The sequence below is a fragment of the Aeromicrobium sp. genome, from assembly GCF_036675695.1.
Taxonomy (GTDB): Bacteria; Actinomycetota; Actinomycetes; order Propionibacteriales; family Nocardioidaceae; genus Aeromicrobium.
The window spans coordinates 1-21470 of the sequence record NZ_JAKFEL010000127.1; the positions used below are offsets into that span (position 1 = coordinate 1).

The following is a 21470-nucleotide window of genomic DNA, read 5'->3' on the forward strand; positions in this document are numbered from 1 at the left end:
GCCACGAACCCGAAAGGCACCCATCATCGACAGCACGTACGACGCCCGAAATCTCCTCGTCCTCGAGGGTTTGGAGGCCGTCCGCAAGCGCCCCGGCATGTATGTCGGCTCGACCGACACCCGCGGGCTCATGCACTGCCTCTGGGAGATCATCGACAACTCGGTCGATGAGGCACTCTCGGGATTCGGCTCACATATCCGTGTCGCTCTCAACGACGACGGTTCGGTCGAGGTGCAGGACGATGGTCGCGGCGTTCCAGTCGACATCGAGAAGAAGACCGGGCTCACCGGAGTTGAGGTCGTCTACACAAAGCTTCACGCCGGCGGCAAGTTCGGAGGCGGTTCATACGTCGCCACAGGCGGTCTGCATGGTGTTGGCGCCTCAGTCGTGAACGCGCTTTCGTCGCGCCTCGACGTCGAGGTCGACAAGGGTGGCGCGACGTGGGCCATGTCCTTCCGCCGCGGAGAACCCGGTGTGTTCGACGGTGACACGCCTGACTCGGACTTCACCCCCTCCAACGAGCTCCGCAAGATCGGCAAGGTCGCCAAGGCCAAGACCGGCACCCGGGTCCGCTACTGGGCCGACCCGCAGATCTTCATCAAGGGCGCCAAGTTCGCGTACGAGGAGCTCGTCGCTCGCGCCCGCCAGACGTCGTTCCTGGTCCCGGGTCTTGAGATCGTCATCACCGACACGCGTGGCGATGAGCCGCACGAGGAGAAGTTCCGGCACGACGGCGGCATTGCCGAGTTCTGTGAGTTCCTTGCACCTGACGAAGCCGTCACCGACGTGCTGCGCCTGCAGGGTGAGGACGTCTTCACCGAAACCGTGCCACTGCTCGACGACAAGGGGCACATGACCCCGCAGGACATCGAGCGCACGCTCGGTGTCGACATCGCGGTCCGTTGGGGCAACGACTACGGCACCGAGGTGCAGTCGTTCGTCAACATCATCGCGACGCCCAAGGGCGGCACGCACCTCAACGGCTTCGAGCGCGGCATGACCAAGACGTTCAACGAGGTGCTCAAGACCACACGGCTGCTCAAGGCAGGCGACCCCGACATCATCAAGGACGACGTCCTGGAGGGTATGACGGCGGTCGTGACCGTGCGTCTCGCCGAGCCGCAGTTCGAAGGCCAGACCAAAGAAGTGCTGGGCACACCGGCAGTCACCAAGATCGTCAACCAGGTCGTGTCACGCGAGCTCAAGCGCTTCCTGACGTCCAACAAGACGGCTGAGAAGGCGAAGTCCCGGCTCGTCATGCAGAAGGTCGTCGACGCATCGAGGACCCGCCTGGCTGCGCGTCAACAGCGCGACACTCAGCGCCGCAAGAACGCGCTCGAGTCGAGCGCACTCCCGGCCAAACTGGCCGACTGTCGCAGCAATGACGTCGAGCGCTCTGAGCTGTTCATCGTCGAGGGTGACTCTGCCCTCGGAACCGCCAAGTCTGCGCGTGACTCGGAGTTCCAGGCGCTGCTGCCGATCCGTGGCAAGATCCTCAACGTCCAGAAAGCCAGCATCGGCGACATGCTCAAGAACGTCGAGTGCTCATCGATCATTCAGGTGGTGGGTGCCGGCAGCGGACGTACCTTCGACCTCGACTCTGCGCGCTATGGCCGCATCATCTTCATGGCTGACGCTGACTCCGATGGAGCGCACATCCGTTGTCTGTTGGCGACGCTCTTCTTCCGCTACATGCGTGAGCTGGTCGACGCCGGGCGCGTCTACACCGCCGTGCCGCCGCTGCACCGCATCGAGCTGGTCAATCCCAAGAAGGGCCAGGAGAGGTACGTCTACACCTACTCAGACCCTGAGCTCGTCCGCAAGCTTGCCGAGCTCCAGCGCAAGGGCGTCAAGTGGAAGGATCCGGTCCAGCGCTACAAGGGCCTGGGTGAGATGGATGCCGGTCAGCTGGCTGAGACCACCATGGATCCGCGTCACCGCACCCTGCGACGACTCACTGTCGACAACGGCATCGAGGCCGAGGCGGTGTTCGAGCTCCTGATGGGCAATGACGTGCCGCCGCGCAAGGAGTTCATCGTGCAAGGCGCCTACGAGATCGACGCCGACCGCATCGACGCCTAGGGCGTGTCTGGTAGACCCCACGCCGCCCGAGCGTCCCCGCATCCCGGCTGCCTGCGTGGATCGCCTGCGCGGGTTCGCCAGACACGCCTTAGTCGACGGGCTGGAGCAAGCCTGTCTCGACGTCGTAGAGGAATCCGCCGACCAGGACGTCTTCGCTGATCAGGGGATGGCTGCGGACGCGCTGCACGTCAGCACGGATGGTTGCCATCTGATCGACGATGGCACCGAGCGTCATCCACGATGCGTCCTCGCCAGCTGCCTGGCCGAGCTTGGCTTTGAGCTCGTCCTCCGTCGACTTGGCCATGGCGCAGCTGGTGTGCTCGACGACGAGGATGCGGTTGACCTCCAGGAGGTTGACGCCAAGCACGAGGGCGACGAGCGCCTGATCCGTGACACGACCACCGGGGTTGCGGAGGATCTTGGCGTCACCCGGCTCCAGCCCAATCATCCGAAGCGGGTCGATGCGCGAATCCATGCAGGTCACCATCGCGACTCCGGCGTGGGCGATGCCATCGAAACCGGACAGACCGAAGGATTCGCCGAACGTACGGTTTGCTGCCAGCAGGTCGTCAAAGTCAGCCATGCGCGAAATCCTAGTCAGCGTCGACCGATTCACGATTGGCGGCATCGCGCATGAGAACACCTGATAACACGGCGGCAATGATGGCGCAGACAGCGGCACCGACGAACACCGTGTGAAGCTGTGTGATTCCGGCGTCTCGGACGGCGTCCTTGTATGCCTGGCATGCCGTTGCCACACCTCCGCACAGCTCTTCGGCGGGGGCGATCTTGTCTGACGCCGCGTAGAACGCGCGCAGGCCGATCGTGGTGAGAGCCGAGATTCCGAGCAGCATTCCGACCATGCGCGCCACGATGAGCAGAGCGGAGGTGACGCCGTGAACGGCGTCGGCGGTGTGTGCGAGCAAAGCTGCGTTGACGGGCGCGATGGCCAGACCGAATCCGAGACCGCCGAGTACGAGCGACAGAGTCTCCGTCTCGTGGTTGAGCGAGGTCGCATCCCAGGTCGCCATGTGCAGGAACGCCACCGCGCTGAGCACCATCGCGATGGGGGTCAGCACCCACGCTGGCATCCGGCGAAGAAGCCATCCACCAAGTACCGCGCCGACAGGCAGGGCGATCAAGAACCGTACGAGCACCAGGGCGGCATCCAGCTGCGAGTCGCGATGGACCGTCAGGCGGGCGAAGAACGGGATGTCGACCAGCGCCGCGATGAGTGCGGCGCCAACGAAGAACGACACGACGAGTGCGCCCCACGCTGGGCGCGAGCTCAGTGCGCCCCGAGGGATGAGCGGACGCTCGGCACGTTGCTGGCGGAGGTAGAAGCCGACGAAGCTGGCGGCTGCGATCGGCAACAGCCACGGAGCCTGGGCGGAGATCGCCGCCTTCTCCGGTTCGGCAGACGCAAACGTCAGGATGATTGCACCGAGTCCGACGGTGAGCAGCAGAGCGCCCCAGATGTCGGTCTCACGTGCGAGCGCACCCCAGCTGCGCCATCCGATGAGCGGATTCCTGGCTGTCACCTGCCGCAACAGAAAGAGCAGCAGCAATCCCCCCGTTGTCAGAGCCAGGGGAGTGAGCCAACGAGAGTCGCCTGTGACCGGCAAGAAGGCGCGGCCGACCGTGACACCCTGGGTGAGTCGAGTGGGTTCGAGCATGACCAGAGTCAGTCCGGCCAATGTGAGGGTCGCCAGTGCCATGCCGACGTAGTCGCGCTCAGCAGTACGTACGGCGCCGGGGCCCATTGGATCGCGGTGTCTGAGCATGGCCGCGGCGAGCACCAGGCCGATCGCGCAGTTGAGCCAGAAGATGTCGCGCCAGTCGCCGAAAGCCAGCACGACGGCTCCGTAGAGCGGTCCGACGACGCTGCCGAGCTCCTGGACCGCGCCAACGATGCCGAGGGGGAGTCCGCGGCTCTTGGGTGGCCACATGTCTGCCACAAGGGCCAGCGTCGGCGGTATGAGTCCGCCACCTCCGATGCCCTGGATCAAGCGCCCGGTCACGATTGTCTCGAGGTTGTACGCAGCAGCGGTGATCAGTGAGCCGACGGCGAAGACGGCCAACGATCCCAGCAGGACCGGGACTCGACCGCGCAGATCGGAAATGCGCCCGATCAGCGGGAGAACGGCGACATAGCCGAGCAGGAAGCCCGAAACGATGGGTGCTGCGCGCTGGAGCTCATCGAGCTCGAGACCCGTGCTGCTCATCATGTCGGGCAGGGCGAGCACGACGACGTACGTGTCGGCAGCGGCAAAGGCAATGGCGACGGCCGCGAGGCCGAGCAGGACCCGAGAAGCGGGACGGGTCCCTTCGCCTGTTGTCACGCGCCGGGGCGGGACGGGGCTTCGATCGTCACCGGGGTCTCGGACGTCGTGAGCTTGACCGTGTAGGTGACGTCTCCGGCGTTGCCGTAGAACGGTCCGCTCAGAGTCGCGTCGCGCAGCACGTCATCGTCGTCGAGCCGGTAGGTCACCTTGAAGGCCGCGCTGGTGTCTGCAGAGGGGATGATCGTCTTGACCACGCTACCGGGCAGAGAGCCCTTGATCGTGGTGAGAACTTCCTCGCCGTCGCGTGACTTGCCGCCGTCGGAGAGCTTGTTCGTCTTGACCAGGATCTGGGTGATGCCGTTCGTCTTGTCGAAGAGTGCTGCAGGGTCTGGCGCCTTGAGCGTCGCTGGGTCGATTGACAGGTAGACCGGAGCGAAGCTCGTCTTGGCGAGAACCTTGCCGTCCACTGCGATGACGTCTGCGCCGAGGCTGGTGCCTCCCGTGACTACTGTGACCTTGCCTTTGAACGCCGGTGAGTGGTTGCCCTGGCCCTTGGCCGACAGCAATCCGCTCACACCGGACGGGATCTTCTCCGTCGCCAGCGAGATGGTGATCGTCTCCGCGTCGTCGAGCGTCGCCTTGGCGGTCGCGAGGCGCGCCTCCAGCTTGGACGTGTCGGCGGGCGAGTCCTTCTTGTCGCCGGAGCAACCGCTCAAGGCGATGACCGCAGCGATCAGGACAACAGCGAAGGGATTGGTGCGCACGGATTCAGTCTTGCACGGTGGCGTGTCGCTCGCCGTCGACTCCGAGGACGCCCGGGAGCGCCGCTGCCGCGGACGAAACGGCGAGGATTGGCTGCGCGGCGGCGACGCCTGAACCATCCCGACGATCGACGGGTTCGGGCAGATCGACGGGTGAGCCACTCGTCGCACAAGCCAGCGGCACCCCGTCTCCGACCCAAGCGAGCAGGAGCGTGTCCTCGCCCTTGAGCAGCCGGTGGCACCGTACGCCGCCAGTCGCCCGTCCCTTGGCTGGATAGATCGACAGCGGGCTGACCTTGACTGCACCGTTCTGGGTGCCGGGCAGTGCCTCACCTGACCCAGCAATGGTGACCACGTACGCAGATTCCAGGTCAGAGATCGCGCCGAACGACACGGCGCGAGCGCCGGGCGAGAGCTTGATGCCGGCCACACCGCCACCGGAGCGCCCCTGCGGTCGTACGACGGAAGCCGGGAAGTGCAGCAACTGGGCGTCCGAGGTCACGAAGGCGAGCTCTTCATTGCCTGTCGCAAGTGCAACCGCGCCCACAACGACGTCGCCATCGGCGAGGGAGATCAGCTCCCACTGGTCGCGGCTGAGGTGATCGGGCTTCACTCGCTTGACCGTGCCTTCGCGCGTACCCAGCGCGATGCCGGGGTTGTTGTCATCGAGCGTCATCAGCGCCAGCGGAGTGCCATCGAGGTCGGCGATCTCTCGCAGCGGAACGCCGCCTTGGAGGTTGGGGGAATGCGCCGTGGGAGGAAGGGCTGGCAGGTCGAGCACATTGAGGCGTCGCACCTGGCCCGAAGACGACACGATGCCGATCTCGCCGCGGGCGGTCGTGCGTACGGCCGAGATGATCGTGTCGTGCTTGACCCTGCGGTCTACTTCGCCGAGGGGATTGTCGTCAGAGGTACGCGCCATCAGGCCGGTGGCCGACAGCAGCGCCCAGCACGGGTCGTCCGTGACTTCGAGCGGTGCAGCGGCAGTCGCGGTCTGGCCGGAAGACTCAAGGAGCACGGTGCGGCGAGGAGTGCCGAACTGCTGCGCCATCTCGTTGAGCTCATCGCCCACGACCTTCCGGAGCAGCTGTTCATCTCCGAGGATTGCGTCGAGCTCCTCGATTGTCTTGCGCAGGTCTTCGGCCTCGCGCTCGATCTCGATCGACGACAGCCGCGCCAGGCTGCCGAGGGTGCGGTCGAGGATGTACTCGGCCTGGATCTCGCTGAGGTCGAAGACGGAGATGAGCCGCTCGCGTGCATCAGCCCTGGTGTCGCTGGAACGGATGAGCTGGATGACCTCGTCGATGTCGACCAGTGCGATCAGCAGGCCCTCGAGCAGGTGGAGGCGGTCAGCGGCCTTCGTGCGTCGGAATTGGGTGCGACGGCGTACGACCTCGAACCGGTGTCCGAGATAGACCTCAAGCATCTGCTTGAGACCGAGCGTGCGGGGCTGCCCATCGACCAACGCGACGGCATTGATACCGAAGGAGCTCTCCATCGGCGTGTGCCGATAGAGCTGCTCGAGAATCGTCTCGGAGATGAAGCCGTTCTTGACCTCGATCACCAGGTGGAGGCCCTTGTGGCGGTCCGTGAGGTTCTTGATGTCGGAGATGCCTTGGAGCTTCTTGGCCTGGACAAGCTTCTTGATCGCCTCGATGACCTTCTCGGGACCGACGTTGTAGGGCAGCTCGGTGACGACGATGCCCTTGCGGCGAGCTGTCACCGACTCGATGCGGGCAGAGGCGCGCATACGGAACGAACCGTTGCCGGCCGCGTAGGCGTCGCGTATGCCTTCGAGCCCCACGATCTTGCCGCCGGTCGGGAGGTCAGGCCCCGGGATGAACCTCATGATGTCGTCGAGCGAGGCATCCGGGTGCTTGATCAGGTGACGCAGGGCCTGCACGACCTCAATGAGGTTGTGAGGGGCGATGTTGGTCGCCATGCCAACGGCAATGCCGCTGGCGCCGTTGACCAGCAGGTTGGGCAACGCGGCGGGGAGGACCGACGGCTCGGTCTCGCGGCCGTCGTAGTTGGGCTTGAAGTCGACCGTGTCCTCGTTGATGGATGCCGTCATCGCCTCGGCGGAGGCGTGCATGCGGACTTCGGTGTAACGCATCGCGGCAGGCGGATCATCGGGCGATCCGAAGTTGCCGTGCCCGTCGAGGAACGGGAGTCGCAGCGACCAGTGCTGCACAAGGCGTACGAGTGCGTCGTAGATCGCGCTGTCGCCGTGAGGGTGCAGCCGTCCCATGACCTCACCCACGGGACGTGCGCTCTTGGCGTGCCCGCGGTCGCTCCGCAGGCCCATGTCGTCCATCGTGTAGAGAATGCGGCGCTGCACCGGCTTGAGGCCGTCGCGGGCATCAGGCAGCGCGCGCGAGTAGATGACCGAGTAGGCGTACTCGAGGAAGCTCGAGCGCATCTCGTCACCGACATCGGTGTCGACGATGTGTTCTTCGAAGTCCTCTTCAGGCGCCTGCTTGCTGCTCCGAGCCATGCATCCTCTTCTGTGTCACGGTTCTGAACTGTCATTTTCCCTCGCGGGGACGTACGTACTCTCGTCGCCACGCCGGTCACCCACCCGATAGGTTGTCTTCGTGACCACCGAGGTGCACCCCGTCGCCCATTGGGAGGCCGATGTCCTCCTGAAGGACGGTCGGGTTGCCCAGCTTCGCCCCATCCTGCAGAGCGATGCCGAGCGTTTCGTTGAGTTCTACTCCAGAGTCTCCGAACAGTCCAAGTACTTCCGCTTCTTCTCGTCCTACCCGACGCTCTCGGAGAAGGACGTCGCGCGGTTCACGACGGTTGATCATGACCGCCGAGTCGCCTTCGTGGTGACACTGCACAACGAGATCATCGGGGTCGGCCGCTACGACGCTGATGGCGACGAGGCAGAGGTCGCGTTCCTTGTCGAGGATGCGCACCAGGGCCGCGGCGTTGGCCAGCTGCTCCTGGAGCATCTCGCTCAGGCGGGCCGCGAACGTGGCATCCAGCGTTTCACCGCCGATGTGTTGCCGTCCAACACGCGGATGCAGCAGATCTTCCGCGAGATGGGCTACTTGATCGACGGATCGGTCGACGAGGGCGTTCAGCGCTTCGCCTTCCAGATCGAGGCGACCGACTCGGCGATGGGCGTGATGCGGGCTCGCGAGCAGCGTGCTGAAGCCGCGTCAATCGAGCGAATTTTCCGGGCACGCAGCATTGCGGTGATCGGAGCCAGCCGCCGTACGGATTCCATCGGCCAGGCGATGGTGCGCAACCTCGTGCTCGGCGATTTCAGCGGCGCCGTCTATGCCGTCAACTCACAGGCCGAAGCCGTGTCGGGTCTGCCGGCGTACAAAACCGTCCAGGACATCCCGGACGAGGTCGACATCGCGATCGTGGCTGTTCCCGCTGATTCGGTGAAGGACGTCGTGCTCGACTGTGCCGCCAAGGGTGTGCACGGACTGATCGTGATCTCGGCCGGATTCGCCGAGGAGGGCCCCGAAGGTCGTCAACGCCAGCGCGAGCTGCTTGGTCTCAGCCGAAGCTACGGGCTGCGACTCGTCGGACCCAACTGCCTCGGCATCATCAACACCGCGCCTGACCTGCAGCTCAACGCCTCGTTGTCGCCGAGAATGCCTCCCCAAGGACGTGTCGGCTTCTTCTGCCAGTCCGGTGCACTCGGTACGGCGATTCTTGAGTCGGTGTCTGAGCGTGGCCTCGGCCTGTCGACGTTCGTGTCGGCCGGCAACCGTGCGGATGTCTCGGGCAACGACCTCCTCCAGTACTGGCAGGAGGATGACGCAACCGAAGTCATCCTGCTCTACCTCGAGTCGATCGGTAACCCGCGCAAGTTCTCGCGTATCGCCCGCCGCGTTTCGCGGACCAAACCGATTGTGGCCGTGAAGTCCGGTCGGTCCACCCAGGGCGTTCCCGCCGGTCACGCGGTCAAGCGCAGCGCTGCTCCGCAGGCTGCTGTCGACGCGATGTTCCGCCAGGCAGGCGTCATCCAGGTCAACAGCCTTGACGAGATGTTCGACGTGGCTCAGCTGCTCGCCCACCAGCCGCTGCCGCGAGGCAACCGCATCTCCATCGTCGGCAACTCAGACGCAGTCGCGTTGATCGTTGCGGACTCCGCTGCGTCGTCAGGACTCCAGGTCGTCGAGGCGGTGTCGCTCGGAGCGGACGCCAACTCGGACGACTTCGAAGCGGCGATCGAGTCTGAGCTCGCCAATGACAACGTCGACGCGCTGGTCGCGATCTACATTCCACCGCTCAACACCACCGGCGAAGACGTCGCCAACGTGCTTGCGGCAGTGGGGGAGCAGTCGGACAAGCCGATCGTGTCCACCTTCCTGGGCAGCCAGGGTGTTCCCGTGCTGCTGCGCGTTCCTGACCTGCTCGGCGGTTCGGCGGGCCGTGGCTCTGTGCCGTCGTACTCCGCGCCTGAAGCCGCCGTACGAGCGCTGGCTCGCGTCGTCAACTACGCCGAGTGGGTGGCCCGCGACCACGGAGAGTTCCACATTGCGCTGGACCATCGGACGGGCGACGCACGAGCGCTGGTACGCCAGGTGCTCGCGGCAGCTCCTCGGGGAGCCGTGCTCTCGACGGAGCAGGTGCACGCGCTGCTCGCCTGCTATGGAATCGACCTCTGGAAATGGGTCAACGTCCACACCAAGGAAGAGGCGATCGCCGCAGGGGAGTCGTTCGGCTGGGACGTCGTGCTCAAGGCCGGCAGCGAGCACCTCCGCACCCGCCCCGATCTCGCCCACGTGTGGCGCGACATCCACAATGCCGACGACATGGCCGCCGCCTGGGACCACATCAAGGACTGGACCGGCATCCGCAAGGACACCAAGTTCTTCGTGCAGAAGGCAGCTCCGGACGGTATCCATGTGAGCTTCAGCGTCGCGGAAGACCCGTTGTTCGGCCCGCTCGTCTCATTCGGACTCGCCGGAGCGCCGAGCGAACTGCTGGGCGACCGTTCGTACGGCATCCCACCGTTGACCGACCTCGACGCCGAGAACATGATTCGTAACCTTCGGTCGGCTCCGCTGCTCTACGGCTACCGAGGCTCCGAGCCGGTCGATGTCGACGCACTGCAGGACATCGTCGTACGTCTCGCCGCCATGAAGGACGACCTCCCCGAGATCTCCGAGCTCGACCTCGAACCCGTGGTTGTGCACGGCAAGGGGCTCACGGCTCTGAGCGCCCGCGCCAAGGTTGTGCCCTCCGCTGATCGGCGTGGCGAGTGGTATGTCCGGCGGCTCAGTCAACCCGTAGCCACGGGAGATACGCTGGCGTGATGACGATCGACCACACCGACGAGCTCGCGAGCGAGGTTTCCCGCAGCGGCTACTACCCGGAGATCGTTGCCGAGGGTCTCGGCGACGCACTCGCCGGCGAGAGTGTGATGGCGTACGTGCTTCACCACGAGCCGACGTTCGATCGTGATGAGATCCGCCGTCACATGACGGTGCTCGCGCTGACGCCGACCCGCTTGGTCCTGGTGCACACCGACGAGCATCCCGGTGATGACCTGCTGCCCAAGCCCTACACATCGACGACATCCGAAGCTGTGTCGGTGTCGCAGGTGCGTTCGGTCGTCGTCACCCGCATGGTGACCTCGACGTCCAAGCAGCTCGAAGAGGCCGTGCTGACGATCGGCTGGGGCGTCGTGTCCCGAGTCGAGCTCGAGCCCGCGCGCTGCTCAGATCCTGAGTGCGAAGCCGATCATGGCTACACCGGCAGCGTGACCGGCGACGACTTCTCACTCCGTATCAGTGCTGTCGCCGATGGCGGAGCGGCGGTCGAGCGCCTGCTCAGTTTCGCCCGAACGTTGTCCGCTGCGACCAGTGCCGGAGCTCCAGCCGGGCACACCGGATGACACAGGCCGGTCTGGCACTGCCAGGACTGGCTGGTCGCCGCACGATCGACCAGGTCATGCCGTCCGTCGCGGCAGCACTCGGCAGTCGTGGGTTCGCCAACACTCTCGAGCTTCCAGAGGCGCCTCGCTACGTCGTCCTTCTGGTCGACGGCCTCGGACAGACCCTGCTCGAAGCCCACGCGGCTGAAGCGCCGTTCTTGGCATGGCTCCAGGGCGTCAGCGACGTCGTGTGCGGAGTGCCCTCGACGACAGCGACGAGTCTGACGTCGTTGGGCACAGGTGTGTCGGCTGGCAGTCACGGCATGGTCGGCTACACCTCGCGCGACCCCGAGACCGGTCTGCGACTCAATGCGCTCAGGTGGGATCTGCCGATCGATCCCGTTGTCTGGCAGCCACGGCCGACAGTTCTCGAGATGCTTCAGGCTGATGGCATCGCCGCATCATCGGTCAACGACGCGAAGTTCGTCGACACCGGCCTCACGCTCTGCAGCCAGCGCGGCGTGCCGTTCCACGGCGTCAACTCGGTGTGGGAGCGCCTCGATGTCATCGTCGAGGTCATCGAGTCGGCACCGCGTTCGGTGACGTACGCGTACGAGTCGCGGCTCGACCACACGGGACACGCCTACGGATGCGGCTCGGAGAAGTGGCGCGAAATGCTGACGACAGTCGACCAAGAGATCGCCGACCTGCGTGCTGAGCTCCCCACCGATTGCGTCCTCATCGTCACCGCCGACCACGGGATGATCGACCTTCCGATGGAGAACCGCTTCGACGTCAACCAGCACCCGGCGTTGCTCAACGACGTCACGATGCTGGCCGGCGAGGCACGGTTCCGACATCTCTACACGCGCAACGGTTCCGCGAACGATGTCGCTGCTCGGTGGGCTGAGAAGCTGGGCGATCGCGCAATCGTACGCACGCAGGACGGCATCGAGGACTGGTTCGGTCCGATCGTGCCCGAGGTCCGCGGACGCATCGGTGATGTTGTCGTCGCGGCGCTTGGCGACTTCGCGGTGTTCTCCACCGCAGACTTCGCGATCGAGATGAAGATGACTGGTTTCCACGGCTCGATCACGGAGCCCGAGCTGCGCATACCTGTGCTGGTTGCACAGTGACGCTGACAGACAATGCTTTTGAGAGGGGCAATCCGTGGCTGATCTGAACTTCTACACCGGGACCATGGACTGCGGAAAGTCCACGCTTGCCCTGCAGGTTGACCACAACCACAGAGCCCGCGGACGGGTCGGTCTCGTGTTCACCTCGCACGACCGCGCCGGCAAGTCGACGCTTTCGAGTCGTCTCGGATTGTCGGTCGAGGCGATCGAGGTCAGCGACGAGTTCCACTTCTGGCACTACACGGTCGATCAGCTGACGCAGGGCGGCCGCATCGACTACTTCGTATGTGACGAAGCCCAGTTCTACACCGTCGATCAGATCGACCAGCTCGCCAAGATCGTCGACGAGCTCTCGATCGACGTGTTTGCGTTCGGGATCCTGACGGACTTCCGTACGCAGCTCTTCTCGGGCTCAGCTCGTCTGATCGAGCTCGCCGACCGTGTTCACACATTGCAGGTTGAGGCGCTGTGCTGGTGTGGCGAGCGAGCCACGCACAACGCTCGTACGGAGGACGGCGTCATGGTCGTCGAAGGTGAGGTCATCGTGGTGGGCGATGTCGACTCCGACCCCACGCCAGACAGCGATGTGGTCGAGAAGGTCGTCGGCTACGAAGTCCTGTGCCGCCGTCACCACCGACGTCGTATGACCGCAGCAACGGCCAACGCCGCAGCCATGTCACCCGACGTCCTGCCGTTCTGATCTACGGCAGCACTTCCACTGCGACCACGCTGACGTCGAAACTGGAGTACAGCGTGAAGCGTCCGCTCTCCGCCCAGCAGAGCCACTCGTCCGCCAGGTCGACGTAGACGACCAGGTCGGCGGTCTGGCAGTCGAATCGATCGATAATCGCTTGCTTGGCCGTGAAGTCGAAGTTGTAGTAGCCACTGGGGGTGGAGTCGCAACCATGTGACCCAAGGGCGGACTTGGATCCGGGGCCCACTGCGCCGATGATCTCCTTGGCGAGGGCCCGTGTCTGAGCCACGCCGTCATCCGTGCAGCTGTAGTCGACCTCGATACCCAACAACGAAGGCTTGCACCCGGCCAGCACAACGCACGTCAGGACACACAGGCTCGCAAAGGTGCGAGATGTGCGGGGGAAGACGATCAGTCCGATTTGTCGCCGAACATGATTTCGTCCCAGCTGGGGACGCGACGCCGCTCGTGGCGCTTCTTGCGCGGGCCCATGGTGTCGGGCACAGCCACATCGTGCTCGATCGAGTCCTCGAAGTCGTCCTCGTGCTCAGCAACGACCTCAGGCTGCTCGGCTTCTTCGGCGTCGAGCGCGAGCTGCTCGAGCGCGCGACGGTCTCGGGCTTCCTTGATGGACGACACGGCCGGCACTTCCCCTGTGTCCTCGACATCGGACTCGGTGGCGCTCTCCACCTCGTCGATGATCTCGTCGACCAGATCCTCGGTCTCGACGGGAACCTTGCGCGACGGCACGCGTACGGCGTCTGCGATCGCCATGTCTGCGGAGTCTGGCAGGGCGACATCACCGACCAGTCCGTGGGCGAACTCGTCAGCCGGCACGACGTAGCGACCCTTGACGTCGAACAGGAAGTTGGCGGGCTGTTCGCCAGCTGGAGTCACGGTGACTGTCCAGCGACCGTCCTCTCGACGCCAGGAGTCCCAGGTCGCGGACTCGGGCACTCCGCCGTCCGCCGCAATGTTCTCGCTCACCAAGATGCCAAGCAGCACGCCGGTCCCACCGACATGCTTGCGCCGGATCGTGGTCTTGCGGGCCTGCTCGCACATGTATTCACGCTCGGCGAGGACAGGACCTGCGAACCGGTCGATCTGATCCACGGGCACACCTGCGGACTCGGCGACCGACTCGACGGTCTCGCCGCGGCGGATGCGCGTCTGGATGTCACGGGGACTGAGCGAACTTTCCATCTTGATCTCCAACTGGCCTGCGGGGATACCGCTGCGGGAAGACTTCGCGACCAGGGAAGAAAGGCGGTGGTCGACAGGGATGTGGAATGTCTCTTCAGTGGCAGTGTCGCGCGCGACGAGGAACCGTCCATCCTCGCTCAGTCCATCGAGACCGAGTTCGCGCATTGGCGCCGCCTCCAATTGCTCTGCTTCAGCCCCCATCCGTTGAATCTGTCGAGAGGGCCTGACTTCATCCTAGGCACGCACGGGTCGAACCTGCGGTGACGCGCCGACACCAGATACGGTCGTCGACGTGTCCGACACACTCCTACTGATCCTCGACCTTGCCGGAATTGCGGTGTTTGCTGCAACCGGAGCACTGGTCGGCGTACGCAAGGAGCTCGACCTCTTCGGCGTCATGGTGTTGGCGTTGATCACCGGGCTCGGCGGTGGTGTACTCCGCGATGTGCTGATCGGAGCGGTCCCGCCAGCGGCGCTCGACGACTGGCGATACCTCGTAGTACCGGCAGCAACGGCAGTTCTGGTGTTCTACTTCCATCCGACGATCGGGCGCATGGAGAAGCAGATCATGGTGCTCGACGCGATCGGCTTGTCCCTGTTCTGCGTCACCGGTGCCGTGAAGGCGGACGACGCAGGGCTCAACATCCTCGCCGCGTCCGTGCTCGGTCTCCTGACCGGAGTCGGCGGCGGCATGATGCGGGACGTCGCGGCCGGTCGCGTACCCGTGATCTTCCGAGGTGAGCTGTATGCAACGCCGGCCTTCGCAGGAGCGCTGATCGCGGCGGTCATTGCCCACGAGAACTATGCGTCGGCTTGGTACGGGCTCGCTGCAGTGGTGTGCCTGGTGTGGAGGCTCGCCGCGCTGGCGCGTGGTTGGACGGCGCCGATCGCACCGGGTGCGGATCGGGGCTAGTCGCGGGGGAGTACCCATTCGAACTCGGCGTCACGATTTCCGAATCGGTGGTTGGTGATCGAGATGGCCTGTTCCTTGAGGAACGGCAGCGCCTCGACTCGGCCTGACAGGGTCACTGGACCTGCGTAGATCGCGACATCAGGATCGCCGTCGACCGCAACGGCAATCTCCTTGGCTTTGTCCTTGGTGCCGATGAGGCGTACGCGCGCCGGTCGCTCGGCGGCGACATACGCCAGCCAGTCGTTGTGCGCCTCGATGCGCGGTCGGTGAACGAGCCCAACCGGCAGCTCGGCCGGTGAGCTGACCGTGATCGGAGCGCCAGTGCGCGCTGCTGCGATGAGCACACGTACGAGCTCGAAGTTGGACCCTTCGAATCGGATCGTCACCGGCACGGGTACGTAGCGGAACACATTGCGCTCGACGCCGAGAGCTGAGACGTCCTTCATCACTCCGTACTCGCGCTTCCACGCCTTCTCATCAGAGCCGGCGGCTTCCCGCAGCTCGCGGAGCTGAGCCAGCGTGACCAGTGACTTGGCCGCGTCGAGGATTGCCTCGACCTCGGGAAGGACCTTCACCTTTGGGGCGCTACGGAGTGGCCGAGACTTCCAGGAGCCGAGGTGGGTCAGGTAGTTGGGTCCGCCCGCCTTGGCCGTGGTGCCGACGGATGATCGCTTCCAACCACCAAAGGGCTGACGCTGAACGATGGCGCCTGTTGTTCCGCGGTTGACGTAGAGGTTGCCCGCCTGGACCTCGTCGATCCAGGTGTTGACCTCGTCTGCGTCGAGCGAGTGGATGCCAGCGGTCAAGCCATAGTCGGTCGCGTTCTGCCACTCGATGGCTTGGGCGAGCGACTTGGCATGCATGACGCCGAGGATCGGGCCGAAGTACTCCGTGCCATGGAACGTGCTGCCGGGGCGTACGCCGTCACGGATTCCTGGCGTCCATACGCGCGGGTCGCTGCCCTGCTGGTTGGGAGCAAGCAGCCAGCTTTCGCCGGGACCAAGCGTGGTGAGCCCTTCGGCGAGCTTGCCGAGCGGTGGCTCGATGATCGGACCCATCGTGACTTCGGGGTCGGTGGGGAACCCGACTCGCAGCGATGACGCGGCGTCGACGAGCTGACGGAGGAACCGTTCCGAGCGACCGACCGACCCGACCAGGATCACGAGGCTCGCGGCTGAGCACTTCTGTCCGGCGTGGCCGAATGCGCTCTTGACGACATCTGCGACCGCGAGGTCGAGGTCGGCGCTGGGGGTCACGATGATGGCGTTCTTGCCGCTGGTCTCAGCGAGCAGCGGCAGCTCGGGTCGCCAGGAGCGGAAAAGAGCTGCGGTTTCCCACGCACCGGTCAGGATGACGCGATCGACGTCGGAGTGCGAGATGAGGGCCTTGCTCAACGGGCCTTCATCGATCGTGACGTAGCGCAAGACGTCCCGTGGCACGCCGGCCTGCCAGAGGGCTTCGACCATCACCGCAGCGCTGCGAGGTGTCTGAGGTGCGGCCTTGATGATGACGCCGCTGCCTACGGCGAGTGCGGCGAGCACCGAGCCGGCCGGGATCGCGACCGGGAAGTTCCACGGGGGAGTGACGACCGTCAGGCGGTCGGGCTGGAACTCGGCGCCATCCACCACATCGAGCCGGCGGGCTGACTCCGCGTAGTAGTTGGCGAAGTCGATTGCCTCGCTGACCTCGACATCGCCTTCGGCGATCGTCTTGCCGGCTTCGGCGGCCATGACCGAGATCAGGTCGCCGCGGCGTGCACCCAAGGCGCTGGCGGCCTCGTGCAGGATCCACGCGCGAACCTCGGAACCGCGTGCGTGCCAGGCGTGCGCAGCGACGCGGGTCTCTTGAACGAGCGTCTCCAGGTTTGCGGGACCGAGCAGCTTGTTGGACCGTACGGTCTCAGCGCCAAGCTGCGTGTACGCCGATCGGCCGAGCGCCAGCCGACCCCACTCGCGATTGGCGCTGGTCGACGGGTCGGTGTCGGGTGTGTTGGCGAACGTGTCGGTGCCTGCGGACGGCGTCTCGGTCAGGCGGTTCTGGTTGCGATGGGGCGGCGGGACCGTTTCGTCGAGCTTCTTGACCGAGTCGAGGAAGCGCTGGATCTCACGGGACAACAGCTCAGGGTTGTCGCCGATCTCGAACGCTGCCGACATGAAGTTGTCACTGCTGGCGTTCTCTTCGAGGCGTCGTACGAGATAGGAGATCGCAACATCGAACTCCGCCGGCTTCACAACCGGTGTGTAGAGGAGCAGCTGGTGGATGTCGTTGCGCACGGCGTCGGTCGGGCCGGTGTCCATGCCGAGCAACATCTCGAACTCGACTGCGTCGCGTACGCCTCGGTCGCCCGCCAGCAACCAGGCGTAGGCGATGTCGAACAGGTTCTGACCGGCGACGCCGATACGTACTCCGTCGACCCGCTCGGACGTCATTGCCCAATCGAGCACGCGCTTGTAGTTGGTGTCGGTCTCCTGCTTGGTGGACCAGGTCGCGAGGGGCCAGCCGTGAATCGCGGCGTCGACTCGCTCCATCGCGAGGTTTGCACCCTTCACGACGCGCACCTTGATAGGCGCGCCACCGTTGGAACGACGCTTCGACGCCCACTCCTGCAGCTCCTGCATCGCGGAAAGCGCATCGGGGAGGTAGGCCTGCAGCACGATGCCAGCCTCGAGATCGGGGAACGCGTCGAGGAGCCGGGTGAACACGGCAACCGTCAGGTCGAGGTCGTGGTACTCCTCCATGTCCAGGTTGATGAACGTCGGCTCGCCTGTCGACGCACGTTCGTACAGCGGAGTGAGTTGCTTGACGACTCGCGCGACCGACTCGTCAAACGCCCACATCGAGAGCTGGCTCGCGACCGAGGAGACCTTGACCGAGACGTAGTCGACGTCGTCGCGCTCAAGCAGCTCCATCGTGCCGTCGCGGCGCCGGGCTGCTTCGCGCTCACCGAGCACCGCTTCGCCGAGGAGGTTGAGGTTGAGACGGTCCCCACCGGCGCGGAGACGCTTGATGGCCTTGCCGAGCTGCGCAGGACGCGCGTCGATGACGAGGTGGCCAACCATGCGGCGAAGGGTGTTGCGGGCGATCTTGACGACCAGTCCGGGGAACAGGAATGAGGCGAGTGCGCCGAGCTTGAGCAGTACGCGCTGAACCCAAGGAAGGAACGCCGGTGTGTGAGCAGCGAGCGTACGCAGGTTGCGCGCGGCAACACGCGAATCATCAGGACGTACGACGCGGTCGACGAAACCGATCGTGAACTCGAGGCCTTGTGGGTCCTTGAGGAGATTGGCGAGGCGCTCGGCAGCGGGATCCGTGCGTGTTGGTCGGCGCTGTGGTTCGAGCCAGGTGCGGACGAGCTCAACACTGCGCTCGGCAAGGGTCAAATCGGTCATCTCATCGCCAAGGCTAATGCCATTCGGGTGCACGTTCACGCCGCGGTTGGTTCGGCCTGCGGTCGCAGGGTGAAGGCGACGATCGAGCCTGCAAGGCCGGCGACCAAAGGCACCACAAATGCCGTGGAAGCATTGTGATTGTCGACCACCCAACCAGCGATGGCAGCACCCGGTGCGACGCCGACCATGAGCCCCGTTGTCGCCCAGGTGAGGGCCTCGGTGAGTCGTGATGGAGCCACATGGAGCTCAACCAAGCTGGTGCTCGCGATCAACGTCGGCGAGATCATGAAGCCGGCGAGGAACATGCCGACGGAGAGCCAGACGATGCCCGAGACAAAGATCAACGGCAGGAACAGCAGGCTCAACGCGAGCAACGACGTACGCCAGCGCTTCAGCGGATCGCGGGTTCTCGGCAGCGCGCCGACCACGACACCGGCCAACAGACTGCCGGCTGCCCAGATGGCGAGTACGACGCCCGATGCCCCGCGCTGCCCTTCCTCGGTGGCAAAGGCGACGATGATCACTTCGGCTGAGCCAAACAGCACGCCGAGGCCAACGGAGGCAAAGACAACGCGACCCAGCAGGGACCATGACAGCGGCGCGCGCGTGGTCGATGTGTGCTCCGACGCAGGAGGAGCAGTCGCACGCTGCGCTGCGAGGGCCCACGAGCCCAGCGTTGCTGCCACCGCGGCAACCGCGAGCCCGGAGAAGTCGGAGACCTGGATCGTGAGGAATGTGACCACAACCGGACCGACGAGGAAGACGACCTCGTCGAGGATCGCTTCGATCGAGAACGCCGTGTTGAGCTGGGTTCGGTCGGTGACGACATGCGTCCATCGGGCTCGCACCATGCTGCCGGTCTGCGGGGTGGCTGCACCGGCCAGAGCTGCACACACGTGCACCCACGGAGTCGCCCAGTCGCCGTCGATTGCGATCAGGGTCAGCGCAATGCCACCTGCATACAGCGCTCCGACGACAAGCAGAACGGGAGCTTGACCGAGCTTGTCAGTCAACCGGCCCTGGGTCGGTCCAAGAGCGGCGGCCGCGAGCACGTACGCCGCAGCGACGCTGCCAGCCTGGCCATACGAGCCGGTGCGGTCAGACACGACCAGGACGAGGCCCAGTCCGACCATCGAGAGCGGGAATCGCGAGACCATTGCGGTGAACGAAAACAGCGCTGCTCCGGGTCGTGACAGCACGTCGCGATAGGTACCAAGCATGGGCTCAGAACCCTATCTGCTGCCGTGAGAAACTAGAGGCATGGATCCCCGGCCATTCGACGCGGTTTTGCTTGTTTCCTTCGGAGGCCCGGAACGGCCCGAAGATGTCGTCCCGTTCCTGGAGAACGTCACGGCCGGTCGAGGCATCCCGCGCGAGCGGCTTGTAGAGGTCGGCCAGCACTATTCGCTGTTCGGTGGGAAGTCGCCGATCAATGAGCTCAACCTGGAGCTGCTGGAGGCCCTGCGCAAGGACTTCGCCGATCACGGGCTGCACCTACCGATCTACTGGGGCAACCGCAACTGGGATCCCTACCTGCGTGACGCTGCACGCCAGATGGCCGCTGACGGCGTCACCCATGCGGCCTGCTTTGTCACCAGCGCCTACTCGTCCTACTCGGGCTGTCGCCAGTACCGTGAGGACCTGTTCGATGCCACGAACGGTCTCGACGTGAAGCTCAGCCGACTGCGCCACTACTTCAATCACCCTGGCTTCGTCGGCCCGCTGACGGAGGCGACGAAGGCGGGGATCGCACGCATCCCCGACGCGCACGTCATCTTCGTGACGCACTCGATCCCGGACTCGATGAACGACGCCAGCGGTGGGCCGGGGATGAAGGCATACGAACGCCAGCACCAGCAAGTCGCGACGCTCGTCGCAGACAGCGTGGGCGTCAAGGACTGGTCGCTGGCCTACTGCTCGCGGTCCGGCTCGCCGTACACCCCGTGGCTTGAGCCCGACATCAACGACCACCTTCGCGATCTTCACGCTGACGGGATCAGGTCAGTCGTCGTGGTGCCGATCGGCTTCGTGTCGGATCACATGGAGGTCATCTACGATCTGGACACTGAGGCCATGGCGACAGCCAAAGAGCTCGGCATGGTGTTCGAGCGTGTTGACACACCCGGCACCCACCCTGACTTCGTGGCGATGGTTCGCGACCTGGTGTTGGAGCGGGCCGCCGTCGAGCGGGGTGAATCGGTGGAGCGACTCACGGTCGGCGATTTCGGCCCTTCGCATGATCGCTGTTCGGCGGATTGCTGCCTCAACGCGCGCGCCGACCATCCGACCATCGCATGAGTGAAGGACTGCTCGAACTCGCTCGTACGGTCGGCCTCGAGGCGGCAGCGTTCGTCAAGACCAGCAGGCCTCCAGGGCGCGTAGAAGTTGCAGACACCAAGTCGAGTCCGACGGATGTCGTCACGCAGATCGATCGAGCCAGCGAGGAGTTGATTCGCGCGCGGATCAAGACAGCTCGTCCTGATGACGGTTTTGTCGGCGAAGAGGGCGCTGATCTGATTGGCACCTCGGGAATCGACTGGGTCGTCGACCCGATCGACGGCACCGTCAACTTCGTCTACGGCATTCCGACCTACGCGGTGTCGATCGCCGCGCGTCAGGACGGGGTCGTGGTCGTCGGCTACGTCGTCAACATCGCATCCGGTGGCGAATGGGGTGCGATCCGCGGTGCCGGGTCGTGGCGATACGACGGCGACGAGCGCATCACGCTGACAGCGCCGGCCGTCACACGCGTCGACCACGCGCTTGTCGCGACAGGCTTCAACTACGTTCCCGAGGTGCGTACCAAGCAGGCTCAGGCTGTCGCGCGGTTCCTCCCGCACATACGTGACATCCGTCGCACCGGCTCGGCCGCGCTCGACCTGTGTGCACTCGCCGAAGGGCACTTCGACGCGTACGTGGAGCAGGGGCTGAAGGAGTGGGATCTTGCCGCTGGAGGCCTAGTTGCCAGCGAATCTGGGCTGCTGCTGAGCGGCCTCGATGGGGAGCCGAACGAACGGCTCGTGATGGCCGCTCACCCCTCGATTGCTGAGGAATATTTTGCCCTCGTGCGCGCTTGTGGCTTCTGAGTGTGATTACGCCCTGAGTTGTGGCACAATCGCGCCGGTTGTTACGCACACGATGGAGAGTTGATGGCTACC

16 protein-coding genes are annotated in these 21470 nt (G+C 64.9%); 8 read left to right on the forward strand and 8 right to left on the reverse strand.

The features are described 5' to 3' along the window. Positions 1–22: 22 nt before the first annotated feature. Entirely contained in the window at positions 23–2083 is a 2061-nt protein-coding gene (locus V6M39_RS08185; protein ID WP_332643340.1) for a DNA gyrase/topoisomerase IV subunit B, read from the forward strand. 88 nt (positions 2084–2171) lie between these two features. Here V6M39_RS08185 and V6M39_RS08190 read toward each other — a convergent pair whose 3' ends face one another. From V6M39_RS08190 to V6M39_RS08205, 4 genes are read right to left on the reverse strand one after another with little or no spacing between them, the layout of a single operon-like run. Then, complete coding sequence (locus V6M39_RS08190) at positions 2172–2666, reverse strand: beta-class carbonic anhydrase (protein WP_332643325.1); 495 nt, start codon at positions 2664–2666, stop codon at positions 2172–2174. Positions 2667–2676: 10 nt separating this feature from the next. Further along, positions 2677–4425: an MFS transporter gene (locus tag V6M39_RS08195; RefSeq protein WP_332643326.1), complete on the reverse strand. Its 1749-nt coding sequence runs from the start codon at positions 4423–4425 to the stop codon at positions 2677–2679. After that, complete coding sequence (locus V6M39_RS08200) at positions 4422–5132, reverse strand: LppX_LprAFG lipoprotein (protein ID WP_332643327.1); 711 nt, start codon at positions 5130–5132, stop codon at positions 4422–4424. The genes V6M39_RS08195 and V6M39_RS08200 overlap by 4 nt, the downstream gene beginning before the upstream one ends. Positions 5133–5136: 4 nt before the next feature. After that, a complete protein-coding gene (locus V6M39_RS08205) occupies positions 5137–7626 on the reverse strand; it encodes a DNA gyrase/topoisomerase IV subunit A (protein WP_332643328.1) in 2490 nt (829 codons plus the stop codon). Positions 7627–7726: 100 nt separating this feature from the next. Here V6M39_RS08205 and V6M39_RS08210 point away from each other — a divergent pair, with 100 nt between their 5' ends. The 4 genes from V6M39_RS08210 to V6M39_RS08225 are packed head-to-tail and all read left to right on the forward strand — an operon-like array spanning position 7727 to position 12813. Next, positions 7727–10417, forward strand: coding sequence for a bifunctional acetate--CoA ligase family protein/GNAT family N-acetyltransferase (locus V6M39_RS08210; protein WP_332643329.1), 2691 nt, complete (start codon positions 7727–7729; stop codon positions 10415–10417). Then, a complete protein-coding gene (locus V6M39_RS08215; protein WP_332643330.1) occupies positions 10417–10998 on the forward strand; it encodes a DUF5998 family protein in 582 nt (193 codons plus the stop codon). Before V6M39_RS08210 ends, V6M39_RS08215 begins: the two co-directional genes overlap by 1 nt. Next, complete coding sequence (locus tag V6M39_RS08220; RefSeq protein WP_332643331.1) at positions 10995–12113, forward strand: alkaline phosphatase family protein; 1119 nt, start codon at positions 10995–10997, stop codon at positions 12111–12113. Before V6M39_RS08215 ends, V6M39_RS08220 begins: the two co-directional genes overlap by 4 nt. Positions 12114–12147: 34 nt before the next feature. Continuing rightward, positions 12148–12813 (forward strand): thymidine kinase, encoded by a 666-nt coding sequence (locus V6M39_RS08225; protein WP_332643332.1) that lies wholly within the window; start codon positions 12148–12150, stop codon positions 12811–12813. Position 12814: 1 nt separating this feature from the next. On the opposite strand, the gene V6M39_RS08230 is transcribed toward V6M39_RS08225, so the two are convergent. Both V6M39_RS08230 and sepH read right to left on the reverse strand, forming a co-directional pair. Continuing rightward, positions 12815–13096: a hypothetical protein gene (locus V6M39_RS08230; protein ID WP_332643333.1), complete on the reverse strand. Its 282-nt coding sequence runs from the start codon at positions 13094–13096 to the stop codon at positions 12815–12817. 122 nt (positions 13097–13218) lie between these two features. Next, positions 13219–14175: a septation protein SepH gene (sepH, locus tag V6M39_RS08235; protein ID WP_332643334.1), complete on the reverse strand. Its 957-nt coding sequence runs from the start codon at positions 14173–14175 to the stop codon at positions 13219–13221. Positions 14176–14302: 127 nt separating this feature from the next. Here sepH and V6M39_RS08240 point away from each other — a divergent pair, with 127 nt between their 5' ends. Next, positions 14303–14923: a trimeric intracellular cation channel family protein gene (locus tag V6M39_RS08240; RefSeq protein WP_332643335.1), complete on the forward strand. Its 621-nt coding sequence runs from the start codon at positions 14303–14305 to the stop codon at positions 14921–14923. Here the strand turns inward: V6M39_RS08240 and V6M39_RS08245 are convergent. Next, positions 14920–18312, reverse strand: coding sequence for a bifunctional proline dehydrogenase/L-glutamate gamma-semialdehyde dehydrogenase (locus V6M39_RS08245; protein ID WP_332643336.1), 3393 nt, complete (start codon positions 18310–18312; stop codon positions 14920–14922). The two genes, V6M39_RS08240 and V6M39_RS08245, sit on opposite strands and share 4 nt — an antisense overlap. A gap of 35 nt (positions 18313–18347) precedes the next feature. Next, entirely contained in the window at positions 18348–19532 is a 1185-nt protein-coding gene (locus tag V6M39_RS08250; RefSeq protein WP_332643337.1) for an MFS transporter, read from the reverse strand. A gap of 40 nt (positions 19533–19572) precedes the next feature. Between V6M39_RS08250 and V6M39_RS08255 the strand changes: the two genes are divergently transcribed. Together V6M39_RS08255 and V6M39_RS08260 are read left to right on the forward strand one after the other, a co-directional pair. After that, positions 19573–20610 carry a ferrochelatase gene (locus V6M39_RS08255; RefSeq protein WP_332643338.1) on the forward strand — a complete coding sequence of 346 codons (1038 nt, stop codon included), beginning with the start codon at positions 19573–19575 and terminating at the stop codon, positions 20608–20610. Further along, positions 20607–21398 carry an inositol monophosphatase family protein gene (locus V6M39_RS08260; RefSeq protein ID WP_332643339.1) on the forward strand — a complete coding sequence of 264 codons (792 nt, stop codon included), beginning with the start codon at positions 20607–20609 and terminating at the stop codon, positions 21396–21398. The genes V6M39_RS08255 and V6M39_RS08260 overlap by 4 nt, the downstream gene beginning before the upstream one ends. The last annotated feature ends 72 nt before the right edge of the window (positions 21399–21470 follow it).

Coding starts and splice junctions, on each gene's coding strand:
- V6M39_RS08220 (WP_332643331.1), top strand. CDS start 10,995: ATGACACAGGCCGGTCTGGCACTGCCAGGACTGGCTGGTCGCCGCACG.
- V6M39_RS08190 (WP_332643325.1), bottom strand. CDS start 2,666: ATGGCTGACTTTGACGACCTGCTGGCAGCAAACCGTACGTTCGGCGAA.
- V6M39_RS08205 (WP_332643328.1), bottom strand. CDS start 7,626: ATGGCTCGGAGCAGCAAGCAGGCGCCTGAAGAGGACTTCGAAGAACAC.
- V6M39_RS08260 (WP_332643339.1), top strand. CDS start 20,607: ATGAGTGAAGGACTGCTCGAACTCGCTCGTACGGTCGGCCTCGAGGCG.
- V6M39_RS08245 (WP_332643336.1), bottom strand. CDS start 18,312: ATGACCGATTTGACCCTTGCCGAGCGCAGTGTTGAGCTCGTCCGCACC.
- V6M39_RS08255 (WP_332643338.1), top strand. CDS start 19,573: ATGGATCCCCGGCCATTCGACGCGGTTTTGCTTGTTTCCTTCGGAGGC.
- V6M39_RS08250 (WP_332643337.1), bottom strand. CDS start 19,532: ATGCTTGGTACCTATCGCGACGTGCTGTCACGACCCGGAGCAGCGCTG.
- V6M39_RS08215 (WP_332643330.1), top strand. CDS start 10,417: ATGACGATCGACCACACCGACGAGCTCGCGAGCGAGGTTTCCCGCAGC.
- sepH (WP_332643334.1), bottom strand. CDS start 14,175: ATGCGCGAACTCGGTCTCGATGGACTGAGCGAGGATGGACGGTTCCTC.